Raw genomic sequence first — 19,951 nt, 5'->3', positions numbered from 1 at the left:
GATCCGTCTCCTATCAGCGGCGGGGCCGTGGTAGGCTCGGCGAGATCCGCCTCAGCCTTCGAGTTCGAAGGTCATCTCGGCCCGGTCGCGCAGCCGCCGAACAAGGCTCTCGCCGAGGAAGGAGCCGGGCGTTCCGACCCCGCCCTCGGCTTCGCTCGCGAGCAGCGCCATCGCGGTTTCGGCGATCATCCGGCTGGTCGAGCCGTAGCCGGGATCGTAGCGGCCCTTGACCGCGTAGCGCAGCGTCTCGCCATCGGGAAATTCGCCGACGAAGAGAATGTCGTAATGGCCGTTCTCGCGCTCTTCTGCACTCGGCCCCTCGCCGGGTTTGGGCGGCTTGGCACCGAAGGGGTTCTTCATCAGTTCGACCGCGGCTTCGGCCATCTTGCGGCCTGCGTCGCCGGGGCTGGTCAGCATCATCTCGTCGTAGCGAAAATCCTCGCCATAGGGGTGACCGAGAAGGAAATTGGTACGATGGACGTTCTTGGTGTTGATCGGCGCCATCACGAATGGCGCAGCCCATTTGTCGAGGTCGGCCTCGTAATGCGGGACCATGCCGCTCGGCTGGTCGGGGCCTTCGAAGCCGGGAGTCAGCGCGAAGGGGTCGCGCAGCAGGCCGATGACCTTCGGGTTCTTCGCCGCCGCCTTCATCGTCGCGCCGAGGCTGGCGGCGGTGCCCCCCGAGAACGTCCCTTTCATGGATCGTACCCGCCCGCGCACACGCGGGGCGGGTCTCCCGAACCCTTCCACCGCATGCTTCTGGAGCATCAGCACGCCGAGGTCGAAGGGGATCGAATCGAAGCCCGAGGAAAAGCAGATGCGCGCGCCGCTTGCCGTGGCGAGATCGTGGTGCCGGTCGATCTGCTCGCGCATCCAGGCGGGCTCGCCGCACAGATCGGCGTAATCGGTGCCGACCCGGGCGCAGGTCTCGACCAGCGCATCGCCGTAGAGCTGGTAGGGGCCGACCGTGGTGATGACGGCGCGAGCGCTCTCGCACATGGAATCGAGGCTCGCCGGATCGTCGGCATCGGCGACGATCAGCGGCGTATGGTCGGGCGCGCCGATCAGGGTGCGGACGTCTTCCAGCTTGGACCGGTTGCGCCCGGCCATCGCCCATCTGGGTGCGTCCGGCCTGCCGCCGTATTCGCGTACGAAATGCTCGGCGACGAGCCGTCCGGTATAGCCGGTCGCTCCGTAGACGACGATATCGTGTTCGCGTTTCGCCTTGTCCGCCACGTCTCTCTCTCCTTTTCGAGAAGGCATGCGCGCGGCGGGCCGATGAGTCAAAGCCGGGGGAGAGTGACGCCCTTTTGACCCATGTATTTCCCCGCGCGATCGGCATAGGTCACCTCGGGCCGCTCGTTGCCCTTGAGGAAGAGGAACTGGCACGCGCCCTCGTTGGCGTAGATCCTGGCCGGGAGCGGGGTGGTGTTGGAGAATTCGAGCGTCACGTGGCCTTCCCAGCCGGGCTCGAGCGGAGTGACGTTCACGATGATCCCGCAGCGGGCATAGGTGCTCTTGCCCAGGCAGATCACCAGCACATCCTCGGGCACGCGGAAATATTCGACCGTGCGGGCCAGAGCGAAGCTGTTGGGCGGGATCACGCAGACATCGGTCTTGCGGTCGACGAAGCTGTTGGCGGCGAAATCCTTGGGATCGACCACCGCGGAATCGACATTGGTGAAAATCTTGAACTCGTCCGCCACCCTGGCGTCGTAGCCGTAGCTCGACAGGCCGTAGGAGATGCAGCCCTCGCGCCGCTGCGCCTCGACGAAGGGCTCGATCATGCCGTCGTTCTGCGCGCGCTCGCGGATCCATTTGTCGGAAAGAATCGCCATGAGCCGACCCTTCCCCAGCAGCGTCCGGCCCGCAAGCGGGGCCGGGCGATTATCCGCTAGTCAATCTGCCGCGCACCCAGCCGGGGGTTGAGCGTGGCGATGTGGTTCAGCCATTCCTTGGGCCGGCGCAGCATGTTGTCGGGATAGTCGATCCTGAGCCCGGCGATCCGGCCGATCTCGCCGACAAAATGAATGCAGTTGCGTTTTTCCAGGTCGTAATAGGCGCCCGGCTGATCCCGCCAGTTCGCCACCATCGCCTTGATCCTGCGGTACTGATCGTCGCTCAACCTAACCGAGAAATGGCGATTGGTCTTGCCGATCATCCTGGGCTTCTCGACCAGGATCATGTGTTCGACCGGACGGCTGAGGACGGCGGGCGTAACCCGCTTCGCCGACCAGCCGAAATTTTCCTCGACCCGCTGGCCGCTGGCTTCGAGTGTCCCTTCCAGCACCACGAAGGTGTGCGGATACCGACCGAACAGCACCGAGCCGTTGAAGCTGTGGAAATGCATGGTCACCGCCGCCGACGCAACGGAGGTCCAGGCAAGCGTGAGGGCGGCGAAGAGCAGGTAGAGGAGGCGACGCATGGCCGCCTCCTATCAATTCAAGCCACTGAACTGAACCCGAATGTTCTAGAAGCGGACGGTCCCGGTCACGAACACCTGGCGCGGGTTGCCGTAGAATGCCGTCAGCGTGCCCTCGGGTCCCAATGTGGGAACGGGAAAACCGTTGACGCCGAGCGGGATCGCTCCCGTGACCGGGTCGGTGGCGACGAAGGTGTAGCCGGAGGTCTTGTATTCCTTGTCGAACAGGTTGCGCCCGTGCAGCCCGATGCTGAACCGGTCGCCCGGGGCGGTGTAGACGAGGTTCGCATCGAACAGGGCGAAGCCTTCCTGGTCGATGTAGGGGTTGGGTATCTCGAACTGGAAGACTTTGGAACGGTAGGACACGGTCGTGGTGAGGGCGAGGTCGCCATCGCCGACCGGGGTCGAGTAGCCGAGCGTCGCGCTGCCGGTGAATTCGGGCGTGTTCTGGACTTCGCGGAAATCCGCGACATCGGTCGGCACGCCGCCGATATTGGCGATGTATTCCTTGTATTCGGCACTGATGTAGCCTGCCGAACCGGCCAGCGTGAGCCGGTCGCCGGCAGCCAGAAGGTCGCGACCCAGCTTGGCGTTGGCTTCGAGTTCGAGGCCGTAGAATTCGGCCTTGCCCGCGTTCGAGACGATTCCGCAGAAGCTGGGGAGGCCAGCCACGGTACAGGCGACCGAGCCCGGGATCTGGACGTTGGTGTAATCGGCATAGAAGCCGGCGGCGGCGACGAACAGATTGCCGTTCAGCAGGTCGCCCTTGTAACCGATCTCGTAGCTGTCGACCTCCTCGGGCTCGAAGCTCAGGAAATCGGCCACCTCCGCATCGGACCGCACGCCGTCGCCGTTGAGGTCGGGCGCGTTGGCCCCGACCCCGCGCGGATCGAAGCCACCGCCCTTGAAGCCCTTGGAATAGCTCGCGTAGAAATTGTGCTCGGGCGTCGGCATGAAGCTGATCGAGGCGCGTGGCGTGAACTTTTCGAAATCTGCGCTGCCGGCGAAATCGGTGCCGGGGGCACCCAGCGGAATACCCGCACCGCCGAAGAAGGGCGAGCCGCCGCCCAGATAGCTCTGCCGGAAGATATCCGCCTGGCGCTCGTCCCAGGTGTAGCGGCCGCCCAGCGACAGCGAGAGCCGGTCCGATATGTCGTAGGTGAAGTCGGCGAACACCGCGTAGGTCTCGGTATCGACCGCGGCGTTCGTGAACGCGGTCAGGCCCGCCAGAGTGGTGAAGATGCGCGTGTCGAACAGCGTGTCGGCCTCGGCATCGAGATAGTAGAAGCCGAGCAGGCCCGAGAGCGGGCCGCTGTCGTAGAGGACCTGGAATTCCTGGCTGATCTGCTCGTTGAGATAGACGCCGGGGACGTCGAGATCGACTGCCGGCAGGGCGTCGAAATCGATCGGGGTGAAGGTGTCGTCCTTGCGCCAGGCGCTGATCGAGCGCAGCGTGAACGCATCGCCCAGTTCCACACTGACGTTCATCGCCAGCCCATAGGCCTCGATATTCTGCTCGGGCTCGTTGAGTCCGCCGCGCGTATCGAACACGTCGTCCAGGACCGGCGCGCCGGAGCGAAGCCCGGGGATGAGGCGATGGCCGCCGCGCGGATTGCTTTCATCCTTGGTGTAATCGCCGGTGATCCGGATCAGGACCGGCTCCGAATTGCCCCCGATCTCCAGAGTGGCGCGGCCGCCCCAGACGTCCTTGTCATAATTGTCGAGGCCCGTGGTGAGGTTTTCGCCGAAACCGTCGCGGGTCAGCCGGGCCACGGCACCGCCGACCCGGATCATGTCGGTGATGGGGGCGGACACGGTGAGAACGCCGTCGAGCTGGTCGTAGGTGCCGTAGGTGGCGCGCGCGGTCAGCGAGAATTCCTGAGGGAGATCGCGTGTGACGTATTTGACCGCCCCGCCGATCGTGTTCCGGCCGTACAGCGTGCCCTGCGGCCCGCGGAGGACCTCGATCCGCTCGACGTCGTAGATGTCGAGCACCGCGGCCTGGGGCCGGTTGAGATAGACGTCGTCCAGATAGATGCCGACCCCCTGTTCGAAGCCGGAGACGGGGTCCTGCTGGCCGACGCCGCGGATGAAGGCGCTGAGCGTCGAATTCGTGCCGCGCGAGGCTTCGAGCGTGGTGTTCGGCGTGGTCTGCGCGATATCGGTGATGTCGATCGCGCCCGCCTGCTGAAGCGCTTCGCCGCTGTATGCGGTGACCGCAATGGGAACCTCGACCAGGTTCTCGTCGCGGCGGCGGGCGGTGACGATGATCACTCCGTCGTCGGCCTCGTCGCCGTCCACGGCCGCATCGCCGGCCTGATTGGCGACATCCTGCGCCGCAGCCGGTTGGGCCGAACACAGAAGGCCGATGGCGATTGCGGCGCTGCTGGTGACGATGGACAATGCAGATTTCATGGCTCTCTCCTCCCGCGCCTTATCAGAGGCGCCTGTGCAGCCCGGATAATGAAACATGAACCAACTTTCAACTTAGGAATTGCGCGCTCGGGGCGATGGCCTTACGCATGTGTCGAAACGGCCACGGGGCGCGGGTGTTCGGGGACAAGGGAATGTCGGCAAGTCCGGGAAAGGAGCCACGCACTTCGCGCGGGCGTGCGACGTTGCGGCGGTTGCTCGACGCGGCGGCGAAGGAATTCGGCGAGCGCGGTTTCCACGAGGCCTCGATCAGCGGTATTACCCGCGAGGCGGGGACGGCACTCGGCAGCTTCTACACCTATTTCGACAGCAAGGAGGCGATCTTCTCGGCCTTGGTCAAGGACATGAGCCAGCAGGTCGCCAGCGCCGCGGCCGCGGGCATGAAGGCAGAGAGCACGGGCACGGTGCGCGAGCGCGAGGCGCTGGCAGCATTTCTCGCCTTCGCCCGCGAACACAAGGAAATCTACCGGATCGTCGACGAGGCCGAATTCGCCGATCCCGAAAGCTATCGTGCGCATTACGGCGGCACCGCCAGCCGCATCGCCGCCCGGCTTCAGGAAGGCGTACAGGCTGGGGTAATCGCGCCGGGAGACAACGAGGTCCGCGCCTGGGCGATGATGGGAATGAACGTGTTCCTCGGCCTGCGGTTCGGGGTCTGGGACGACAGCCGGCCGATCGAGGCGATCGCCTCCGAAGTCGAGGCCATGCTGCGCGACGGTATCGCGAACTAGCCCGCCAGCAGGCTCGCGTTGCCGCCTGCGGCCGTGGTGTCGATGCAGACGACCCGTTCGGTGGCGAAGCGCATGACGTAGTTCGGCCCGCCGGCCTTCGGCCCGGTCCCCGACAGACCTTCTCCGCCGAAGGGTTGGCTTTCGACCACGGCGCCGATCTGGTTGCGGTTGACGTAGAAATTGCCCACCCGCGCCCGGCTTTCGACCAGCCGACGCGTGGTGTCGATGCGACTGTGAAGCCCCAGCGTCAGCCCGTAGCCGGTGGTGTTGATATCCTCGACCACCTGCTCGAGCCGGTTTCCGGCGAAGCGCGCGACGTGCAGCACCGGGCCGAAATTCTCGCGCCTGAGGTCGAGGATCGAATCCATCTCGATGATCGTCGGGGCGACGAAGCAGCCTCCGGCGAGACCGGGCGGCAGATCCCGATGCCATACCGGCCGGCCGTTCTTCTTGCGCCGGGCGACGTGACGCTCGAGCGCAGCCTTCGCATCGGGATCGATGACCGGCCCGACATCGGTGGAAAGGTCTTCCGGATCGCCGACATGCAGCGCGTCGAAGGCACCGCGGATCATCGCCAGCATCTCGTCCGCGACGACGTCCTGGATGTAGAGCATGCGGAGGGCGGAACAGCGTTGCCCGGCGCTCTGGAAGGCGCTCGCGACGACATCGCGCGTCACCTGTTCGGGGAGGGCCGAGCTGTCGACGATCATCGCGTTCTGCCCGCCGGTTTCGGCGATGAAGGTGGCGATAGTTCCGTCGCGCGCGGCAAGCGAGCGATTGATCGCCCGCGCGGTATCCGTCGAACCGGTGAAGGCGACCCCGGCGATGCGAGGGTCGGAAGTGATGAACTGGCCGACCTCGCCCGCTCCCGGGAGCAATTGGAACACCTCTTCGGGAATACCGGCGTCGTGGCAGAGCTTCACCGCCAGCGCGGCGATCAGCGGGGTCTGCTCGGCGGGCTTGGCCACGACGGTATTGCCTGCCGCCAGCGCGGCCGCGGCCGGGCCGATGAAGATCGCCAGCGGGAAGTTCCACGGGGAGATGGTGGCGAAGACGCCGCGCCCGTTGAAGGTCAGGCGGTTCTCCTCGCCGGTCGGGCCGGGGAGCGGGAAGGGCGCGGTGAAGAGGCGGCGTGCCTCACCCGCATAGAAGCGAAGGAAATCGACCGCCTCTCGCAGTTCGAGCACCGCGTCGGGCAGGGTCTTGCCAGCCTCGCGCTGGCACAGCGAAAGAATCTCGTCGGTATGCGCTTCGAAGGCATCGGCCGCCGCTTCGAGCAGCAGAGCGCGCTTCTCTCCGCCAAGCGCGTTCCAGCCGGGCTGGATCGCCGAGGCCCGGCCGATCGCATGTTCCACTTCGGCCTCGGTGGCATCGCGCCGCGTGCCGACCTCGTGAGCCAGGTCCTGCGGCTGGGTGATCGGCGCCATCTCGCCGGGCTCGCCGAACGGCAGAGTCGGCTCGGCGATCCAATGGCGATCGCGCAAGGTCGCCAGTCGCTCCAGCAGGGGTTCGCGCACCAGGGGATCGGCAAGGTCGACCCCGGCCGAATTCGAGCGGTTGGGAAATATGTCGCCGGGAAGCGGAATGTCGGGATTGCGCTTGGGTTCGAGCGCGGCAAGCTCTGCGACCGGATCGGTCGCCAGCGCGCTGGCGGGGACATCGGCATCCGCCATGCGGTTGACGAAGCTCGAATTTGCGCCGTTTTCCAGCAGCCGGCGCACGAGATATGCGAGCAAATCCTTGTGCGTGCCGACGGGCGCGTAGATGCGCACCGGCGTGCGCGCGTTGCCCTCGATCTGGGCGAGCGCATCGTAGATGTCCTCGCCCATTCCGTGCAGCCGCTGGAACTCGAACACCGTCTTGTTCCGCTCCGCCAGCGCCTTGATCGCACCGACCGTATAGGCGTTGTGCGTCGCGAAGGCGGGATAGATGGCATCCCCGGCTTCCAGCAGCCGCGCGGCGCAGGCGAGATAGGAAACGTCGGTGGCGAGCTTGCGGGTGAAGACCGGAAAGTCGGTATAGCCGCCTACCTGGCTGAGCTTGATCTCGGTGTCCCAATAGGCGCCCTTGACCAGCCGGACGAACAGGCGCCGGCCATGCCGGCGGGCGAGCTTCGCGACCCAGTCGCACAGCGGCACGGCGCGCTTCTGGTAGGCCTGGATGGCCATGCCGAAGCCGGTCCAGCCGGTGGCGGTCCCGTTGGCGAACAATTCGTCGTCGGCGACCAGCGCCTCGATGATGTCCATCGAGGGCTCGAGCCGTTCGGCTTCCTCGGCATCGATAGTGAAGTGGATGTCGGCGTCGCGCGCCTTGATCGCGAGGTCGCGCAGCGTCGGCACCAGCGCCTCCACCGCCTCGCGCTGATGCAGAAACGTGTACTGCGGATGCAGCGCGGAAAGCTTGACCGAAATGCCCGGCGATTGCGCCACGCCGCCTTTCGCCTCGCGCGCCAGCCGCTCGATCGCGCGTTCGTAGGCGAGGCGGTAGCGTTCGGCGTCGCCGAAGGTCATCGCCGCTTCGCCCAGCATGTCGAAACTGTGGGTGAGGCCGCGGGCCCGTTCGGGCGCGGCGCGTTTCAGCGCCTCGTCCATCGTCCGCCCGAAGACGAACTGACCACCGAGGATGCGCATCGCCTGGAGCGTCGCCTTCCTCACGACCGGCTCGCCGAGGCGGTTCAGCGTGCCCTTCAGCGTGCGTTCGAGCGGGCGGCGATTGGGGCCGGGGCGCTCGAGCACTTCGCCCGTGAGCATCAGCGAGAATGTCGCGGCGTTGACGAAGGTCGAGGAGCTTTCGCCCAGATGCTCCGACCAGTCGATATCGGCCAGCTTGTCGCGGATCAGGGCGTCCGCGGTGCGGCTGTCGGGCACGCGCAGCAGCGCCTCGGCGAGGCACATCAGGGCGATGCCCTCCTCGGTCGCGAGGCCGAATTGCTGGAGAAAGGCGTCGAGCCCGCTCGCCTTGCGCTTGCGGGCACCTTCGACCAGCCGCACCGCCAGCTTCGAGGCGTCGCCGTGGACGCGAGACGCCGGTTTCGCCTGCGTCAGCCGTTCGGCGACACAGGCGTCTTCCTCCTGCCGGTAGGCGAGCCGAACCGCCAGGCGATCGAGGGTGGCGGATGCTGGGCGGTAATCGGAACGGACGCCGGAAATCTGGGTGGCCATGGCCTGCGCCTTGGACCCCTATTCCGCTCCGTTCAAGCGTTACGCGCCATCCACTCCTTCACCCTTTCCCGCACTTCGGATGGCAGGTGCAGACCGAGTTTGCTTCGCCGCCAAAGTACATCCTCGCCCGTGCGCGCGAACTCCTCGCGAACCAGATATTCGAGTTCCGCCCGGTAGAGATCGCCGCCGAAATGCTCGCCGAGGTCGTCGAGCGAGCCGGCCTGTCCGACTATCGCGTCGATGCGCGTGCCATAGGCGCGGGCAAGACGCAGCAGCATCTCGCCCGGCATCCAGGCAAATCGTTTGGAAGCCTCCCAAAGGAATTGCGCGAAATCCGCCATGGCGCCGCCCGGAAGCGCGGCGTCCCGCGTCCATTCGCCGCCCATCGGTAGATGGCGGGAAAGCTTGGCCAGCGCATGTTCGGCGAGCTTGCGGTAGGTGGTGATCTTGCCGCCGTAGACGGACAGGATCGGGGCTCCGCCGCTGGCGTCGAGCTCGAAGGCGTAATCCCTGGTGACCGTGGAATTGCGGGTGGAATTGTCCTCGTAGAGCGGACGCACGCCGCTGTAGCTGTGAACGATTTCGTCTTCGCTGATTCCGCTCCTGAAATAGCGCGCCGCGGCGTCGCGCAGATAGCTGCGTTCGTCGCCGGAGATCGCTACCGAACCGGGATCGCCCTCGAACCGCCGATCGGTGGTGCCGATCAGGGTGAAATGCCGCTCGTAGGGCAAGGCGAAGACGATGCGCCCGTCGCGTTGCTGGAAAATGTAGGCGTGCTCGCCCGGAAACTTACGCGGCACCACGATATGGCTGCCCTTGACGAGCCTGAGGCGAGTGGGCGTGCCGCTGCCCAGCGCCAGTCTGGCGAGCCGGTCCACCCACGGGCCGGCGGCATTCACGACCGCGCGCGCTTCGACCACGCGCTCGCCCCTGTTGTCGCGCAACCGGGCGCGCCAGCTCGCCTCCATGCGCTCCAGTCCTACGCATTCGGTGCCGGTGCAGATTTCCGCGCCGCGCTCGCGCGCATCGATGGCGTTGAGGACCACAAGCCGCGCATCCTCCACCCAGCAGTCCGAATATTCGAACCCGCGCTTGAGGCGATTGCGCAGCACCCCGCGATGCGGCGGCTCGTCCAATGCGACCGTGCGGGTGCCCGGCAGCGACGACTTGCCACCGATTGTGTCGTAGATCGCCAGTCCGGCGCGCAGTATCCATGCCGGGCGCATGCCCTTGTCGATCGGCAGCACGAAGCGCAGCGGCCAGATGATGTGCGGCGCGGCGCGAAGCAGCACCTCGCGCTCGCGCAGGGATTCGCGCACCAGCCGGAACTCGAACTGTTCGAGATAGCGCAACCCGCCGTGGATCAGCTTGGTGCTGGCCGAAGAGGTGTGCGCGGCGAGATCGTCTTTTTCGCACAGCGTCACCCGCAGTCCTCGGCCCGCGGCGTCGCGGGCGATCCCGGCGCCGTTGATGCCGCCGCCGATGACCAGAAGGTCGATCACCTCAGCCGTCTGATGCCCGTGCAAACAGCCGCCCGGCGACCGCGCCGAGCCGGGCCACCAGCTCGGGGTCGAACTTGTCGGGATTGGTGATCACCGCATCGTCGAGCGCGGTGTCGATGGGGGAGGGCTCGCGTTTTTCCGGAAGGGCATTGCAGAACAGCTCCACCGCCTTGCGCGCAAGTTCGGCGTTGGCCTGCATCTGGGCGATGATCTCGCCGACATCGACCGCTGCCTCCCCCTCGCGCCAGCTGTCCCAGTCGGTGACCATCGCCAGCAGCGCGTAGGGCAGTTCCGCCTCGCGGGCGAGCTTGGCCTCGGGCATGCCGGTCATGCCGATCACATGGGCTCCCCATTGCCGGTAGAGCCGGCTTTCGGCGCGGGTGGAGAATTGCGGGCCCTCCATCGCCAGATAGGTCGCCCCTTCGCTGACTTCCCCGCCCGCCCTCGCCACCGCCGCAGCGGCGAAGTTCGACAGGCGCGGGCAGACCGGATCGCCCATCGAGACATGGGCGACGAACCCGTTGTCGAAGAAGGTCGAAGCGCGGCCCCTGGTGTTGTCGATGAACTGGTCGACCGTGACGAAGTGCCCCGGCGGCAGGTCCTCGGCGAGCGATCCGACCGCGCTGATCGCCAGGATGTCGGTCGCGCCGGCGCGTTTCAACGCATCGATGTTGGCGCGCGCGTTCAGCCGCCCGGGCAGGACCCGGTGGCCGCGTCCGTGGCGAGGGAGGAAGCGGACCTGGACGGGGCCGATGCGCCCGCACAGGATCTCGTCGGAGGGTTCGCCCCAGGGGGATTTGACCGCGATCCATTGCGCATCCTCGAGCGCGTCGATGGCGTAGAGCCCCGACCCGCCGATGATCCCGATCACCCATGCCTCGCCGTTCATGGCGCCAGCTCCTGCCAATTCGTGCGCCCGGCGGGGTGGTGGCTGGGGCGGCGGGTGTAAAGACCTATCTTTCGATCACGTCGCCGGACATGGGCGCGAGCTTGGCGAGGAAGCGGTTCTGCGCGGCGAAGGGAACGCCTTCCTCGCGCATGGCGATCTGGAGGTTTTCGACCAGCGCGTTGAGATCGGCCTTCCGCGTGCCGAGCCCCTCGTGCGAACTGCGCATGTCGCGGCCGGTGTAGTCGCACCCGGCGTTGAGGATGTAGCAGAACTGTTCGAACAGCGTCCGGCGCAGGCGCACCATGTCGTGGCCGGCGAAGATCGCCGCGATCCGCGGGTCGGCCCGGTTGAGGTTGACGAAGCGATCGGCGACGCGGCGGATACCCGGCTGGCCGTTGAAATGCCCGGCCATGCCGTCCCCGTCGAACGGCTGGGCCCCGGCATTGGCATTGCTCTGTTCGTAGGGATCGACCGGCAGCTCGCCGGTGACCGGATCGCGTTCTTCGGCCTCGATCCCGAATTCGGCGTCCCAGTCGACATCGTCGGCGGGGGCCTGTTGCAGAAAGAGGAGCGCGGCGGTGGCGGCGATGAGCATGTCGAATTGTCCTTCAGAATGCGAGCTGGGCCTGGAGAAAGGCACCGCGCTGGTCCTCGAATGTCGCGATCGACCCGAGATCGGCATAGGCTGCGGTCAGGGTGAGGAAATCGGTCGGGGCGTAGGCGGCGAAGATGTCCATCCAATCGTCTTCGCCGAGCCCGAGATTGTCCGGCTTGCTCCGGAATTCTCCACCCACGGCAAACCGGCGCGAGATTTGATAGGCGAGCGATCCTTCGAACTGGAGCGAATAATCGTCGCTCGCAGCGCTGCCGAAACCGAGCAGGCCATTCTGGTTTGCTTTGGTCAGCCGCAGGGTGCCGTTGACGAGCAGGCTGTGTGCCAGCAGCAGTTTGGTCGCGGAGAGGGTGAAATCGGTGCCGTTGGATGCGGCGGCTCCCAGCGCGGCGACGATGGCGTCGTTGCGGCTGCGCTTGTGCTGGACGCCGAGGCTGATCTGCGGAAGCAGCGGCTCGCCGTAAACCACGTCCCCGACCAAGCGCAGTTTCGCACCGAAGACATCCTGGCCGAACGTATATCCCTGGCCGAGGCCGAGCGCGGCACCGGCGTCGCCGGTGTCGAAATTCTGGCGCGCGTAGCTCAGCTCGATGCGATTGCCCCAGCTCGCCGCCGCGCCGTAGCTCCGCCAGTCGAAATCGGGGAGCAGCACGAGCGTCCCGTGGCCCGAAACGCCGAGACCGCGCTCCTTCATTCCCGACAGCGTGGCCCAGCTCGCGATGCCGCCGCCGCTGGTCCCCTCGATCGTGGTCACGCCATTCGTCAGCAGCAGTTTGCCGCCGTAGTCGATCGCAGGCGGGACGGGCACATCGAGGGCTGTCTGGACCGGATGTGCCATCGTGGGCCGGTCGGCCACGGCCGGCGCGTCCTGCAACATATCCGGTTCGGCGAATTCGTAACCGATATGGGGCGCTTCGGCCGCTGCGGGCGCCACGAGGACCAGGGCACCCAACACCGATGCCACCGAGAAACGAGATGTTTTCATAGGGAGAAACTGCAGGGGAAGGGTTAGAATCGGATTAACCGCAGCCAGACACTTTCTTAACCCGACCGCGGGTAACAGGACGCATGCCGAAAACCGTCCTGCTCGCCCTTGCCGCCGCCTGCACTGCCGTGTGCCTGCCTATCGCCGCCGCTTGGAGCGCAGCGCCCGCCGATGTCCGCATCCAGGTGGTCGACGAGCGCGGCGTGCCGGTGCGCGATGCCGTGGTCGAGATCGACGCGGCGGGAGCCCGGCCGGGGCGCATCACCTTTCCCTGGCGCATGGCGATGGCGCAGCGCAACGAACAGTTCGTGCCCGGCACTCTGGTGATCGCGCGTGGCAGCACGGTCGCCTTCCCCAATCTCGACCGGGTTCGCCACTCGGTCTACAGCTTCTCCAAGCCGGCGCGGTTCGAGATCGATCTTTACGGCCGCGATCAGACGCGCACGCATCAGTTCCCGATCGCCGGAACCGTGGCGCTGGGTTGCAACATCCATGACGGCATGCGGGGCTATATCCGCGTCGTGTCCACGCCCTACGCCGCCAAGACAGACCAGAACGGCCTCGCCGTCATAGGCAAGGTGCCGCGGGGCGGGGCCAAGGTGACGGTTTGGCACCCGCGGCTGCGCGCGCCGGGCGGCGAACTCACCCGGACGACGAATTTCACTGGCGCCAGCGAGCGATCGCGCATCGCGGTCAGACTGCGCTGAGAATGAAACGGGTCATGCGTTCCTGGTGGCGTTTCGGGTCGCTGCGGCTGCGCATAGCGGTGCTTTACACCGTGCTGTTTGCCGCGGTTCTCGCAACCGTGATGGCGATCGTCAGCGCGGGCATCGAGCGCTTCGGCGAAGACGCAGCGTCGCGCGATCTGGCGGCCAACGCCAGGGTGTTCGACGAGATCATCGAGCTGCGTGCCAGCCAGATGCGCGGGTCGGCGGAAGTGCTGTCGCGCGATTTCGGCTTCCGCGAGGCCTTTGCCACCGGAGACCGGCCGACCATCGCCAGCGCCTTGCGCAGTCTCAAGAGCCGGTCGGGAACGGCGGGCGCTTTCGCTGTCGGGCTGGACGGCACGCTGATCGGAGACGGCGAATCGCCAATCCCGGACATCGCCGACATCTGGGGACCGCTCGACGCAGGCCAGGATCACGGCATCGTTCGCCTGGGCGGCTCGCTGGCGCTGGCCGCGGCCTCTCCGATCGAGGCCCCGGACTTGCTTGGCTGGCTGGTGGTCGCCCAGCCGCTCGATGCCGCCGGCATGCACCGGCTCGCTGAGCTTGGCGCGGTCGAGATGGATGCCAGCATCGCCGCTCGCGTCGAACTGCCCGACTGGGCAGCACGAGCCGCGTCGGGAAGGGTCGTCGAAAGCCCTGCCGATGCCGACACGGTTCTCTATCATTTCTCCGACCTTCCCGCCTTGCAGGACGGGCTTTCCCCACGCCTCGTGCTGAACCATTCGCTGAGCGATGCGCTCGCGGAATATGCCTCGTTGCGGTACCGGCTGGCGGCGATCGTGATGGCGGGACTTGCGCTCGTCGTCGCGCTGGGCTTCCGCGTCGCCGGGACCATCACCGGGCCCCTTAGCCGCCTCGATGCCGCGGTCCGTGCCTTCGCGCGGGGCGAGGAGGTATCGCTGGTGATCAACACCGACGACGAGGTCGGCCGGCTTTCCACGAATTTCAACGCCATGGTCGGGGCGATCGAGGAACGCGAACGCCAGATCGTCCATGTCGGCCTACACGACGGGCTGACCGGACTGCCCAATCGCAAGCTTTTCCTCGAGCAGCTCACCCGCGCATTGTCGCGTCGCAAGGAGGACGAGCGCCTGCTTGTGGCCTATGTCGATCTCGACGATTTCAAGGTCGTCAACGATACGCTGGGCCATCCGGCGGGCGATGCGCTGCTGCGACAGACCGCGGATCATCTGGGCAAGTGCGTCCCCGAAGCGCTGGTCGCGCGGCTGGGGGGCGACGAATTCGCGATCCTGATCGACGGTATCGAGCCCGGCGACAATCTGGCCGCCATCGCCGACACCCTGCAGGACTGTTTCTGCCGCCAGATCCAGCTCGACGGCCACACGGCGGATTCTTCCGCCAGCATCGGCATCGCCATCGCGCCCGGCGACGGCGACGATGGCGTCACGCTGATGAAGCATGCCGACCTTGCCCTCTATCGCTCCAAGCGCGACGGGAAGGCGGGGCACCATTTCTTCGAAGCCTCGCTCGACGAGCAGGCGCGCAAGCGGCGCGAGATGGAGCTCGACCTTCGCCTGGCCATTCGCGACGGGGGCTTCGAGCTCTATTTCCAGCCGCTCTACAACCTCAGGGACGATCGCCTTCAGGGCTTCGAGGCGCTGATCCGCTGGCCGCATCCCAAGCACGGGATGATCAGCCCGGCGGAATTCATACCGCTTGCCGAAGAGACCGGACTGATCCTGCCGATCGGCGAATGGGTGGTCCACGAAGCCTGCCGCGCGGCGATGCTGTGGCCTGACAACCTGTCGGTGGCGATCAACATCTCGCCCAAGCAGTTCGGCGTTCCCGGACTGGCAACGACCATCCTTCAGGCCCTGACCCATTCCGGCCTCTCACCCGACCGTCTCGAGCTGGAAATCACCGAGAGCGTGTTCATCGCCAATGTCGAAAAGACGCTTGGCACGCTGCACAATCTGCGCGATCTCGGGGTCAAGATCGCGCTCGACGATTTCGGCACCGGTTATTCCTCGCTCAGCTATCTGCGCAGCTTCCCCTTCGACAAGGTCAAGATCGACCAGAGCTTCGTCCGCGACCTCGCCGAGGACGGCAACGGTCACGCCGTTATTCGCGCGATCACCACCCTCGCCGAAGCACTGGGGATGGATACGCTCGCCGAAGGCGTCGAACTGCCCGAACAGCGGGAAATCCTCCGCCGCGAGGGTTGCCAGTTCATCCAGGGCTATTTGCTCAGCGCGCCGGTCGCGGAGCGCAAGCTGGCGGAACTCATCGGAGATTATCCCAGGGACGAGAGGGTCCGGGCCAGCGGCTGAATGGCGAGGCTTTGATCGCGGGCCGACATCGTGCGAAAGGCGTGACACGATGACCGCCACCGACAGCCCCGACGACACAAGCCGCGCCTGGCGCTTCGCCATCGACCGCGGCGGAACCTTCACCGACGTCGTGGCGATCACTCCCAACGGTCGACTGGTCACCCACAAGCTTTTGTCGGAAGACCCGGACCGCTATGCGGACGCCGCCAGCGAGGCCGTGCGAAGGCTCATGGAACGCCACGGCGCGGGAGCGGTCGCCGAACTGCGGGTCGGGACCACGGTGGCGACCAATGCCCTGCTCGAACGCAAGGGCGCCCGGCTGGCCTTGGCGATCACCGACGGATTTGCCGATGCGCTGCGCATCGGTACCCAGGCGCGCCCGGACATCTTCGCGCGCCACATCGTGCTGCCCGAGCAATTGCCCGAGCGCGTGGTCGAGATCGCGGAACGGCTGTCGGCGGAGGGCGACGTGCTCACCGCGCTCGACGAGGCCGACGCCCGCGACCGGCTTCAATCGCTGCGAGGCGAAGGTTTCGACTCGCTCGCGATCGTGCTCATGCATGGGTGGAAGCACATCGCGCATGAGCAGGCGCTCGCCAGGATCGCGCGCGAGATCGGCTTTGCCCAGGTCAGCGTGAGCCACGAGGTCTCGCCGCTGGTGAAGATGGTGCCGCGTGGTGACACGACGGTGGTGGATGCCTACCTGTCTCCGATCCTGCGGCAGTATGTCGAGACGCTGAAAGCAAGCCTGCCGGCGCATGATCGCCTGTCCTTCATGCAGTCCAACGGAGGACTGGCGACGGCGGACAGCTTCCGGGGCAAGGATGCGATCCTTTCCGGTCCCGCTGGCGGCGTGGTCGGCATGGTCGCAGCCGGTCGGGCATTGGGGCACGAACGGCTCATCGGCTTCGACATGGGCGGCACCAGCACCGATGTCTGCCATTATGCCGGGCGCTACGAACTCACCGGCGACAGCGTCGTGGGCGGGGTCCGCGTCGCGGCGCCGGCGATGCGGATCGATACGGTCGCGGCGGGGGGCGGGTCGATCTGTCGCTACGAAGGCGGCCGCTTCCGGGCAGGTCCCGAGAGCGCGGGCGCACAGCCCGGTCCGGCCTGTTACGGCAGGGGCGGGCCACTGACCGTAACCGATTGCAACCTCGCGCTGGGCCGTCTCGACCCTGCCTTCTTCCCGCACGTCTTCGGGGCCGAGGGGAACGCACCGCTGGATCGGGCCGCCGCGATGGCCCGGCTGGAAGAGATCGCGCAACTTCTCGACGGGCGGATGACGATCGAGGCGATCGCGGAAGGCTTCCTGGCGATCGCGGTCGACAACATGGCCAGCGCCATCCGCCGGATCAGCGTCGCCCGGGGGCACGACGTCACCCGCTATGCGCTGGCCTGCTTCGGCGGCGCCGGCGGCCAGCACGCCTGCCGCATCGCCGACCGGTTGGGGATCGATACGGTCCTCGTCCACCCGCTCGCCAGCCTGCTGTCGGCCTGGGGAATCGGGCTGGCACCGGTGAAGACCATCCGGGAACGCAGCCTCGTGGCTCCGCTTGCGGACGGCTTCGAAACGGTCAAGGCCGAACTCGAGCGCGACGCCGGGGCGGACCTGAGAGCGCAGGGTGTCCCCGGAGACGGCATCGTGATCGAACCGCGCGCTCGTTTGCGCTTCGCCGGCAGCGACAGCACGCTGACCGTCGATTGCGCAGACCTCCGGCGGATGGACGAGAATTTCCGCGCTCTGCATCGCGAACATTTCGGCTATTCGGAGCCGGATGCGCCCATCATCGTCGATGCGCTCAGCATCGAGGCGAGCGGCACGGTGGGCGGGCTGACCGCGATCGAGCCGGAGCCCATTGCCGTGGGGGCGCAGGCAAGCGGATCGTGGCATGCTGTCGAACGAGCGGCGATGGAGGCGGGCGAAACCGTCCGCGGGCCCGTCCTGGTCATCGATCCCGGCTCGACCACGACGGTCGAGGAGGGATGGGACGCGAAGCTCGAGAGCGAGGGATCGCTGATCCTCTCGCGCTCGCGGCCGATCGTGCGCGGTGCATCGAACGGCACCGGTGCGGATCCTGTTCGGATCGAACTGTTCGCCAATCTCTTCATGGCGATCGCGGAGGAAATGGGTCTGGTGCTGCGCGCCACCGCGACCTCGGTCAATATAAAGGAACGTCTCGATTTCTCCTGCGCGCTGTTCGATCGCAACGGTGCGCTGATCGCCAATGCCCCGCATATCCCGGTGCATCTCGGGTCGATGGGGGACAGCATCGCGCGGGTGATCGAGGCGCGCGGGGCCGGGCAGGAAGGCCCCGTCGACGGACGCGGATTCCGGCGCGGCGACGCCTATCTGCTCAACGATCCCTATCGCGGCGGAACGCACCTGCCCGACATCACCGTGATCGTCCCGGTTTTCTACCGGGACGCATCGGCGGAACCGGACGCCTTCGTCGCGGCGCGCGGGCATCATGCCGATGTCGGCGGAATCGCTCCCGGTTCGATGCCGCCCGAAAGCCGCAGCATCGATGAGGAAGGCGTGCTGCTGGACAACGTCCTGCTCGCCGACGAGGGGCGCTTCCAGGAGGAGGGAATCCGCGCCGAACTGACGCGGTCGCGCTGGCCGGCCCGCAATCCCGATCGCAATATCTCGGACCTGCGCGCCCAGCTCGCCGCCTGCACCCGCGGCGCCGCTTTGCTCGTTGCCGCGGCGAAGGAGCAGGAAGCCGAGGTGGTCGACGCCTTCATGGAACACGTGCTGGACAATGCCGAGGAAGCCGTTCGCAATCTTCTCGGCGGTCTCGATGACGGCGCATTTGCCTATGCCATGGACAATGGTGCCGAGGTGCAGGTCTCGATCCGCATCGATCGGGAGAACCGTTCGGCGGTGTTCGACTTCACCGGCACCAGTGCGCAGCTCGGCGACAATTTCAACGCCCCGCGTTCGATCACGCGGGCCGCGGCGCTCTATGTCCTGCGCACGCTGATCGACGATGCGATCCCGATGAACGACGGCTGCCTGCGACCGGTCGATCTCGTCGTCCCCGAAGGCTCGATGCTGAACCCGGAACCGCCCGCGGCCGTGGTCGCCGGCAATGTCGAGACCAGCCAGGTGGTCACCGACGCCCTGTTCGCGGCGACCGGGCGGCTCGCGCCGAGCCAGGGAACGATGAACAACTTCACCTTCGGCAACGCGGCGCACCAGTATTACGAGACCATCGCCGGCGGCTCGGGGGCCGGCCCCGATCACGACGGCACCGATGCGGTGCAGACCCACATGACCAATTCGCACCTCACCGATCCCGAGGTGCTGGAGATGCGCCTGCCCGTGCAGGTCGATCGCTTCGCCGTCCGGAGCGGGTCGGGCGGCGCAGGCCTGCATCGCGGGGGCGAGGGGGTCGAGCGGCGGATCACCTTCCTCGAGGCCATGCGCGCCAACATCCTCGCCAACCGCCGCGCCGTGCCCCCGCGCGGCATCCGTGGCGGCAACGATGCGCTACCCGGCAAGAACTGGGTCGAACGCGCCGACGGAACCACCGTCACTCTCGGAGCGACAGCATCGGCCGAAATGCAACCGGGCGATACCTTCGTCATCCTCACTCCCGGCGGCGGCGGGTGGGGCAAGTCTGGCGATGACAGGTAGAGGTGGTGAGCCCTGCTGGGTTCGAACCAGCGACCTACTGATTAAAAGTCAGTTGCTCTACCGACTGAGCTAAGGGCCCGACCGCCCGCGCACCTAGGCAGGGGGCGGGGGCGGGTCAAGCGGGCATGGAGCTGGCGCAGGGTCAGCCCGGTAATCGGGTCGCGCCAGCGGGGGGCGATGCCGGTCGCAGGCGCGAGGACGAAATCCCGCTGCCGGAAGCGGGGATGAGGAATCGTCAAAGTCTGGTCGTGCCAGCTGCCGCCGCTCCACAGCACGATGTCGAGGTCGAGGGTCCGCGCGCCCCACCGGGCACCGCGACGCCGGCGGCCCGATGCGTCCTCGATCGCCTGAAGCCTCGCGAGCATCCGTGGCGGTTCGAGCCGCGACGTCAGGACGGCGGCGGCGTTGGCATAGAGCCGGGCGGAGGGGCCGATCGGGCGGCTTGCGACGATGTTCGAGCGCGCTACGATTACAGTGCCCGATTGCGCGATGCGCGCGAGTGCTGCCTCCAGCACTTTGGGCGGATTTCCGGCACCGGGCACCCGCATGTTCG

Annotated in this window: 14 protein-coding genes and 1 tRNA gene; 4 read left to right on the top strand and 11 right to left on the bottom strand. The window is 66.8% G+C overall.

Going from position 1 to position 19,951, the window contains the following annotated elements:
* Positions 1–51 precede the first annotated feature (51 nt).
* Genes ACGHN1_RS09930 through ACGHN1_RS09915 form a run of 4 tightly spaced genes read right to left on the bottom strand, consistent with a single transcriptional unit; the run spans position 52 to position 4,837 of the window.
* Positions 52–1,236, bottom strand: coding sequence for a saccharopine dehydrogenase family protein (locus tag ACGHN1_RS09930; RefSeq protein ID WP_390550783.1), 1,185 nt, complete (start codon positions 1,234–1,236; stop codon positions 52–54).
* 47 nt (positions 1,237–1,283) lie between these two features.
* A complete protein-coding gene (dcd, locus tag ACGHN1_RS09925; RefSeq protein ID WP_390550782.1) occupies positions 1,284–1,838 on the bottom strand; it encodes a dCTP deaminase in 555 nt (184 codons plus the stop codon).
* A 56-nt stretch (positions 1,839–1,894) separates the two neighbouring features.
* Entirely contained in the window at positions 1,895–2,425 is a 531-nt protein-coding gene (locus tag ACGHN1_RS09920; RefSeq protein WP_390550781.1) for a hypothetical protein, read from the bottom strand.
* 45 nt (positions 2,426–2,470) lie between these two features.
* Positions 2,471–4,837: a TonB-dependent receptor gene (locus ACGHN1_RS09915; protein WP_390550780.1), complete on the bottom strand. Its 2,367-nt coding sequence runs from the start codon at positions 4,835–4,837 to the stop codon at positions 2,471–2,473.
* A gap of 152 nt (positions 4,838–4,989) precedes the next feature.
* Here ACGHN1_RS09915 and ACGHN1_RS09910 point away from each other — a divergent pair, with 152 nt between their 5' ends.
* Complete coding sequence (locus ACGHN1_RS09910) at positions 4,990–5,586, top strand: TetR/AcrR family transcriptional regulator (RefSeq protein WP_390550779.1); 597 nt, start codon at positions 4,990–4,992, stop codon at positions 5,584–5,586.
* On the opposite strand, the gene putA is transcribed toward ACGHN1_RS09910, so the two are convergent.
* The 5 genes from putA to ACGHN1_RS09885 form a co-directional block, all read right to left on the bottom strand.
* Positions 5,583–8,747, bottom strand: coding sequence for a bifunctional proline dehydrogenase/L-glutamate gamma-semialdehyde dehydrogenase PutA (putA, locus tag ACGHN1_RS09905; RefSeq protein WP_390550778.1), 3,165 nt, complete (start codon positions 8,745–8,747; stop codon positions 5,583–5,585). The genes ACGHN1_RS09910 and putA overlap by 4 nt on opposite strands.
* 32 nt (positions 8,748–8,779) lie before the next feature.
* The gene (glpD, locus tag ACGHN1_RS09900; RefSeq protein WP_390550777.1) at positions 8,780–10,249 is read right to left on the bottom strand and encodes a glycerol-3-phosphate dehydrogenase; all 1,470 of its coding nucleotides are present in this window, start codon (positions 10,247–10,249) and stop codon (positions 8,780–8,782) included.
* A 1-nt stretch (position 10,250) separates the two neighbouring features.
* Positions 10,251–11,138, bottom strand: a complete 888-nt coding sequence (gene mtnP, locus ACGHN1_RS09895) for an S-methyl-5'-thioadenosine phosphorylase (protein ID WP_390550776.1) — start codon at positions 11,136–11,138, stop codon at positions 10,251–10,253.
* Between the two features lie 64 nt (positions 11,139–11,202).
* On the bottom strand, positions 11,203–11,733 hold the full coding sequence (locus ACGHN1_RS09890) for a group 1 truncated hemoglobin (protein WP_390550775.1): 531 nt from the start codon (positions 11,731–11,733) through the stop codon (positions 11,203–11,205).
* Between the two features lie 13 nt (positions 11,734–11,746).
* Positions 11,747–12,736 carry a DUF3034 family protein gene (locus ACGHN1_RS09885; protein ID WP_390550774.1) on the bottom strand — a complete coding sequence of 330 codons (990 nt, stop codon included), beginning with the start codon at positions 12,734–12,736 and terminating at the stop codon, positions 11,747–11,749.
* Between the two features lie 83 nt (positions 12,737–12,819).
* Here ACGHN1_RS09885 and ACGHN1_RS09880 point away from each other — a divergent pair, with 83 nt between their 5' ends.
* From ACGHN1_RS09880 to ACGHN1_RS09870, 3 genes are read left to right on the top strand one after another with little or no spacing between them, the layout of a single operon-like run.
* A complete protein-coding gene (locus ACGHN1_RS09880) occupies positions 12,820–13,443 on the top strand; it encodes a methylamine utilization protein (protein WP_390550773.1) in 624 nt (207 codons plus the stop codon).
* A gap of 2 nt (positions 13,444–13,445) precedes the next feature.
* Positions 13,446–15,755, top strand: a complete 2,310-nt coding sequence (locus ACGHN1_RS09875; protein WP_390550772.1) for a putative bifunctional diguanylate cyclase/phosphodiesterase — start codon at positions 13,446–13,448, stop codon at positions 15,753–15,755.
* Positions 15,756–15,804: 49 nt separating this feature from the next.
* A complete protein-coding gene (locus tag ACGHN1_RS09870; protein WP_390550771.1) occupies positions 15,805–19,398 on the top strand; it encodes a hydantoinase B/oxoprolinase family protein in 3,594 nt (1,197 codons plus the stop codon).
* Between the two features lie 3 nt (positions 19,399–19,401).
* On the opposite strand, the gene ACGHN1_RS09865 is transcribed toward ACGHN1_RS09870, so the two are convergent.
* Both ACGHN1_RS09865 and folK read right to left on the bottom strand, forming a co-directional pair.
* Positions 19,402–19,477, bottom strand: a tRNA-Lys gene (locus ACGHN1_RS09865).
* Positions 19,440–19,946, bottom strand: a complete 507-nt coding sequence (gene folK / locus ACGHN1_RS09860) for a 2-amino-4-hydroxy-6-hydroxymethyldihydropteridine diphosphokinase (protein ID WP_390550921.1) — start codon at positions 19,944–19,946, stop codon at positions 19,440–19,442. The genes ACGHN1_RS09865 and folK overlap by 38 nt, the downstream gene beginning before the upstream one ends.
* Between the last annotated feature and the right edge of the window lie 5 nt (positions 19,947–19,951).

The sequence above is a fragment of the Qipengyuania sp. MTN3-11 genome, assembly GCF_042851825.1.
Taxonomy (GTDB): Bacteria; Pseudomonadota; Alphaproteobacteria; order Sphingomonadales; family Sphingomonadaceae; genus Qipengyuania.
Note: the sequence above shows the minus strand (reverse complement) of the source record. Positions and strands in the feature narration are given on the sequence as shown.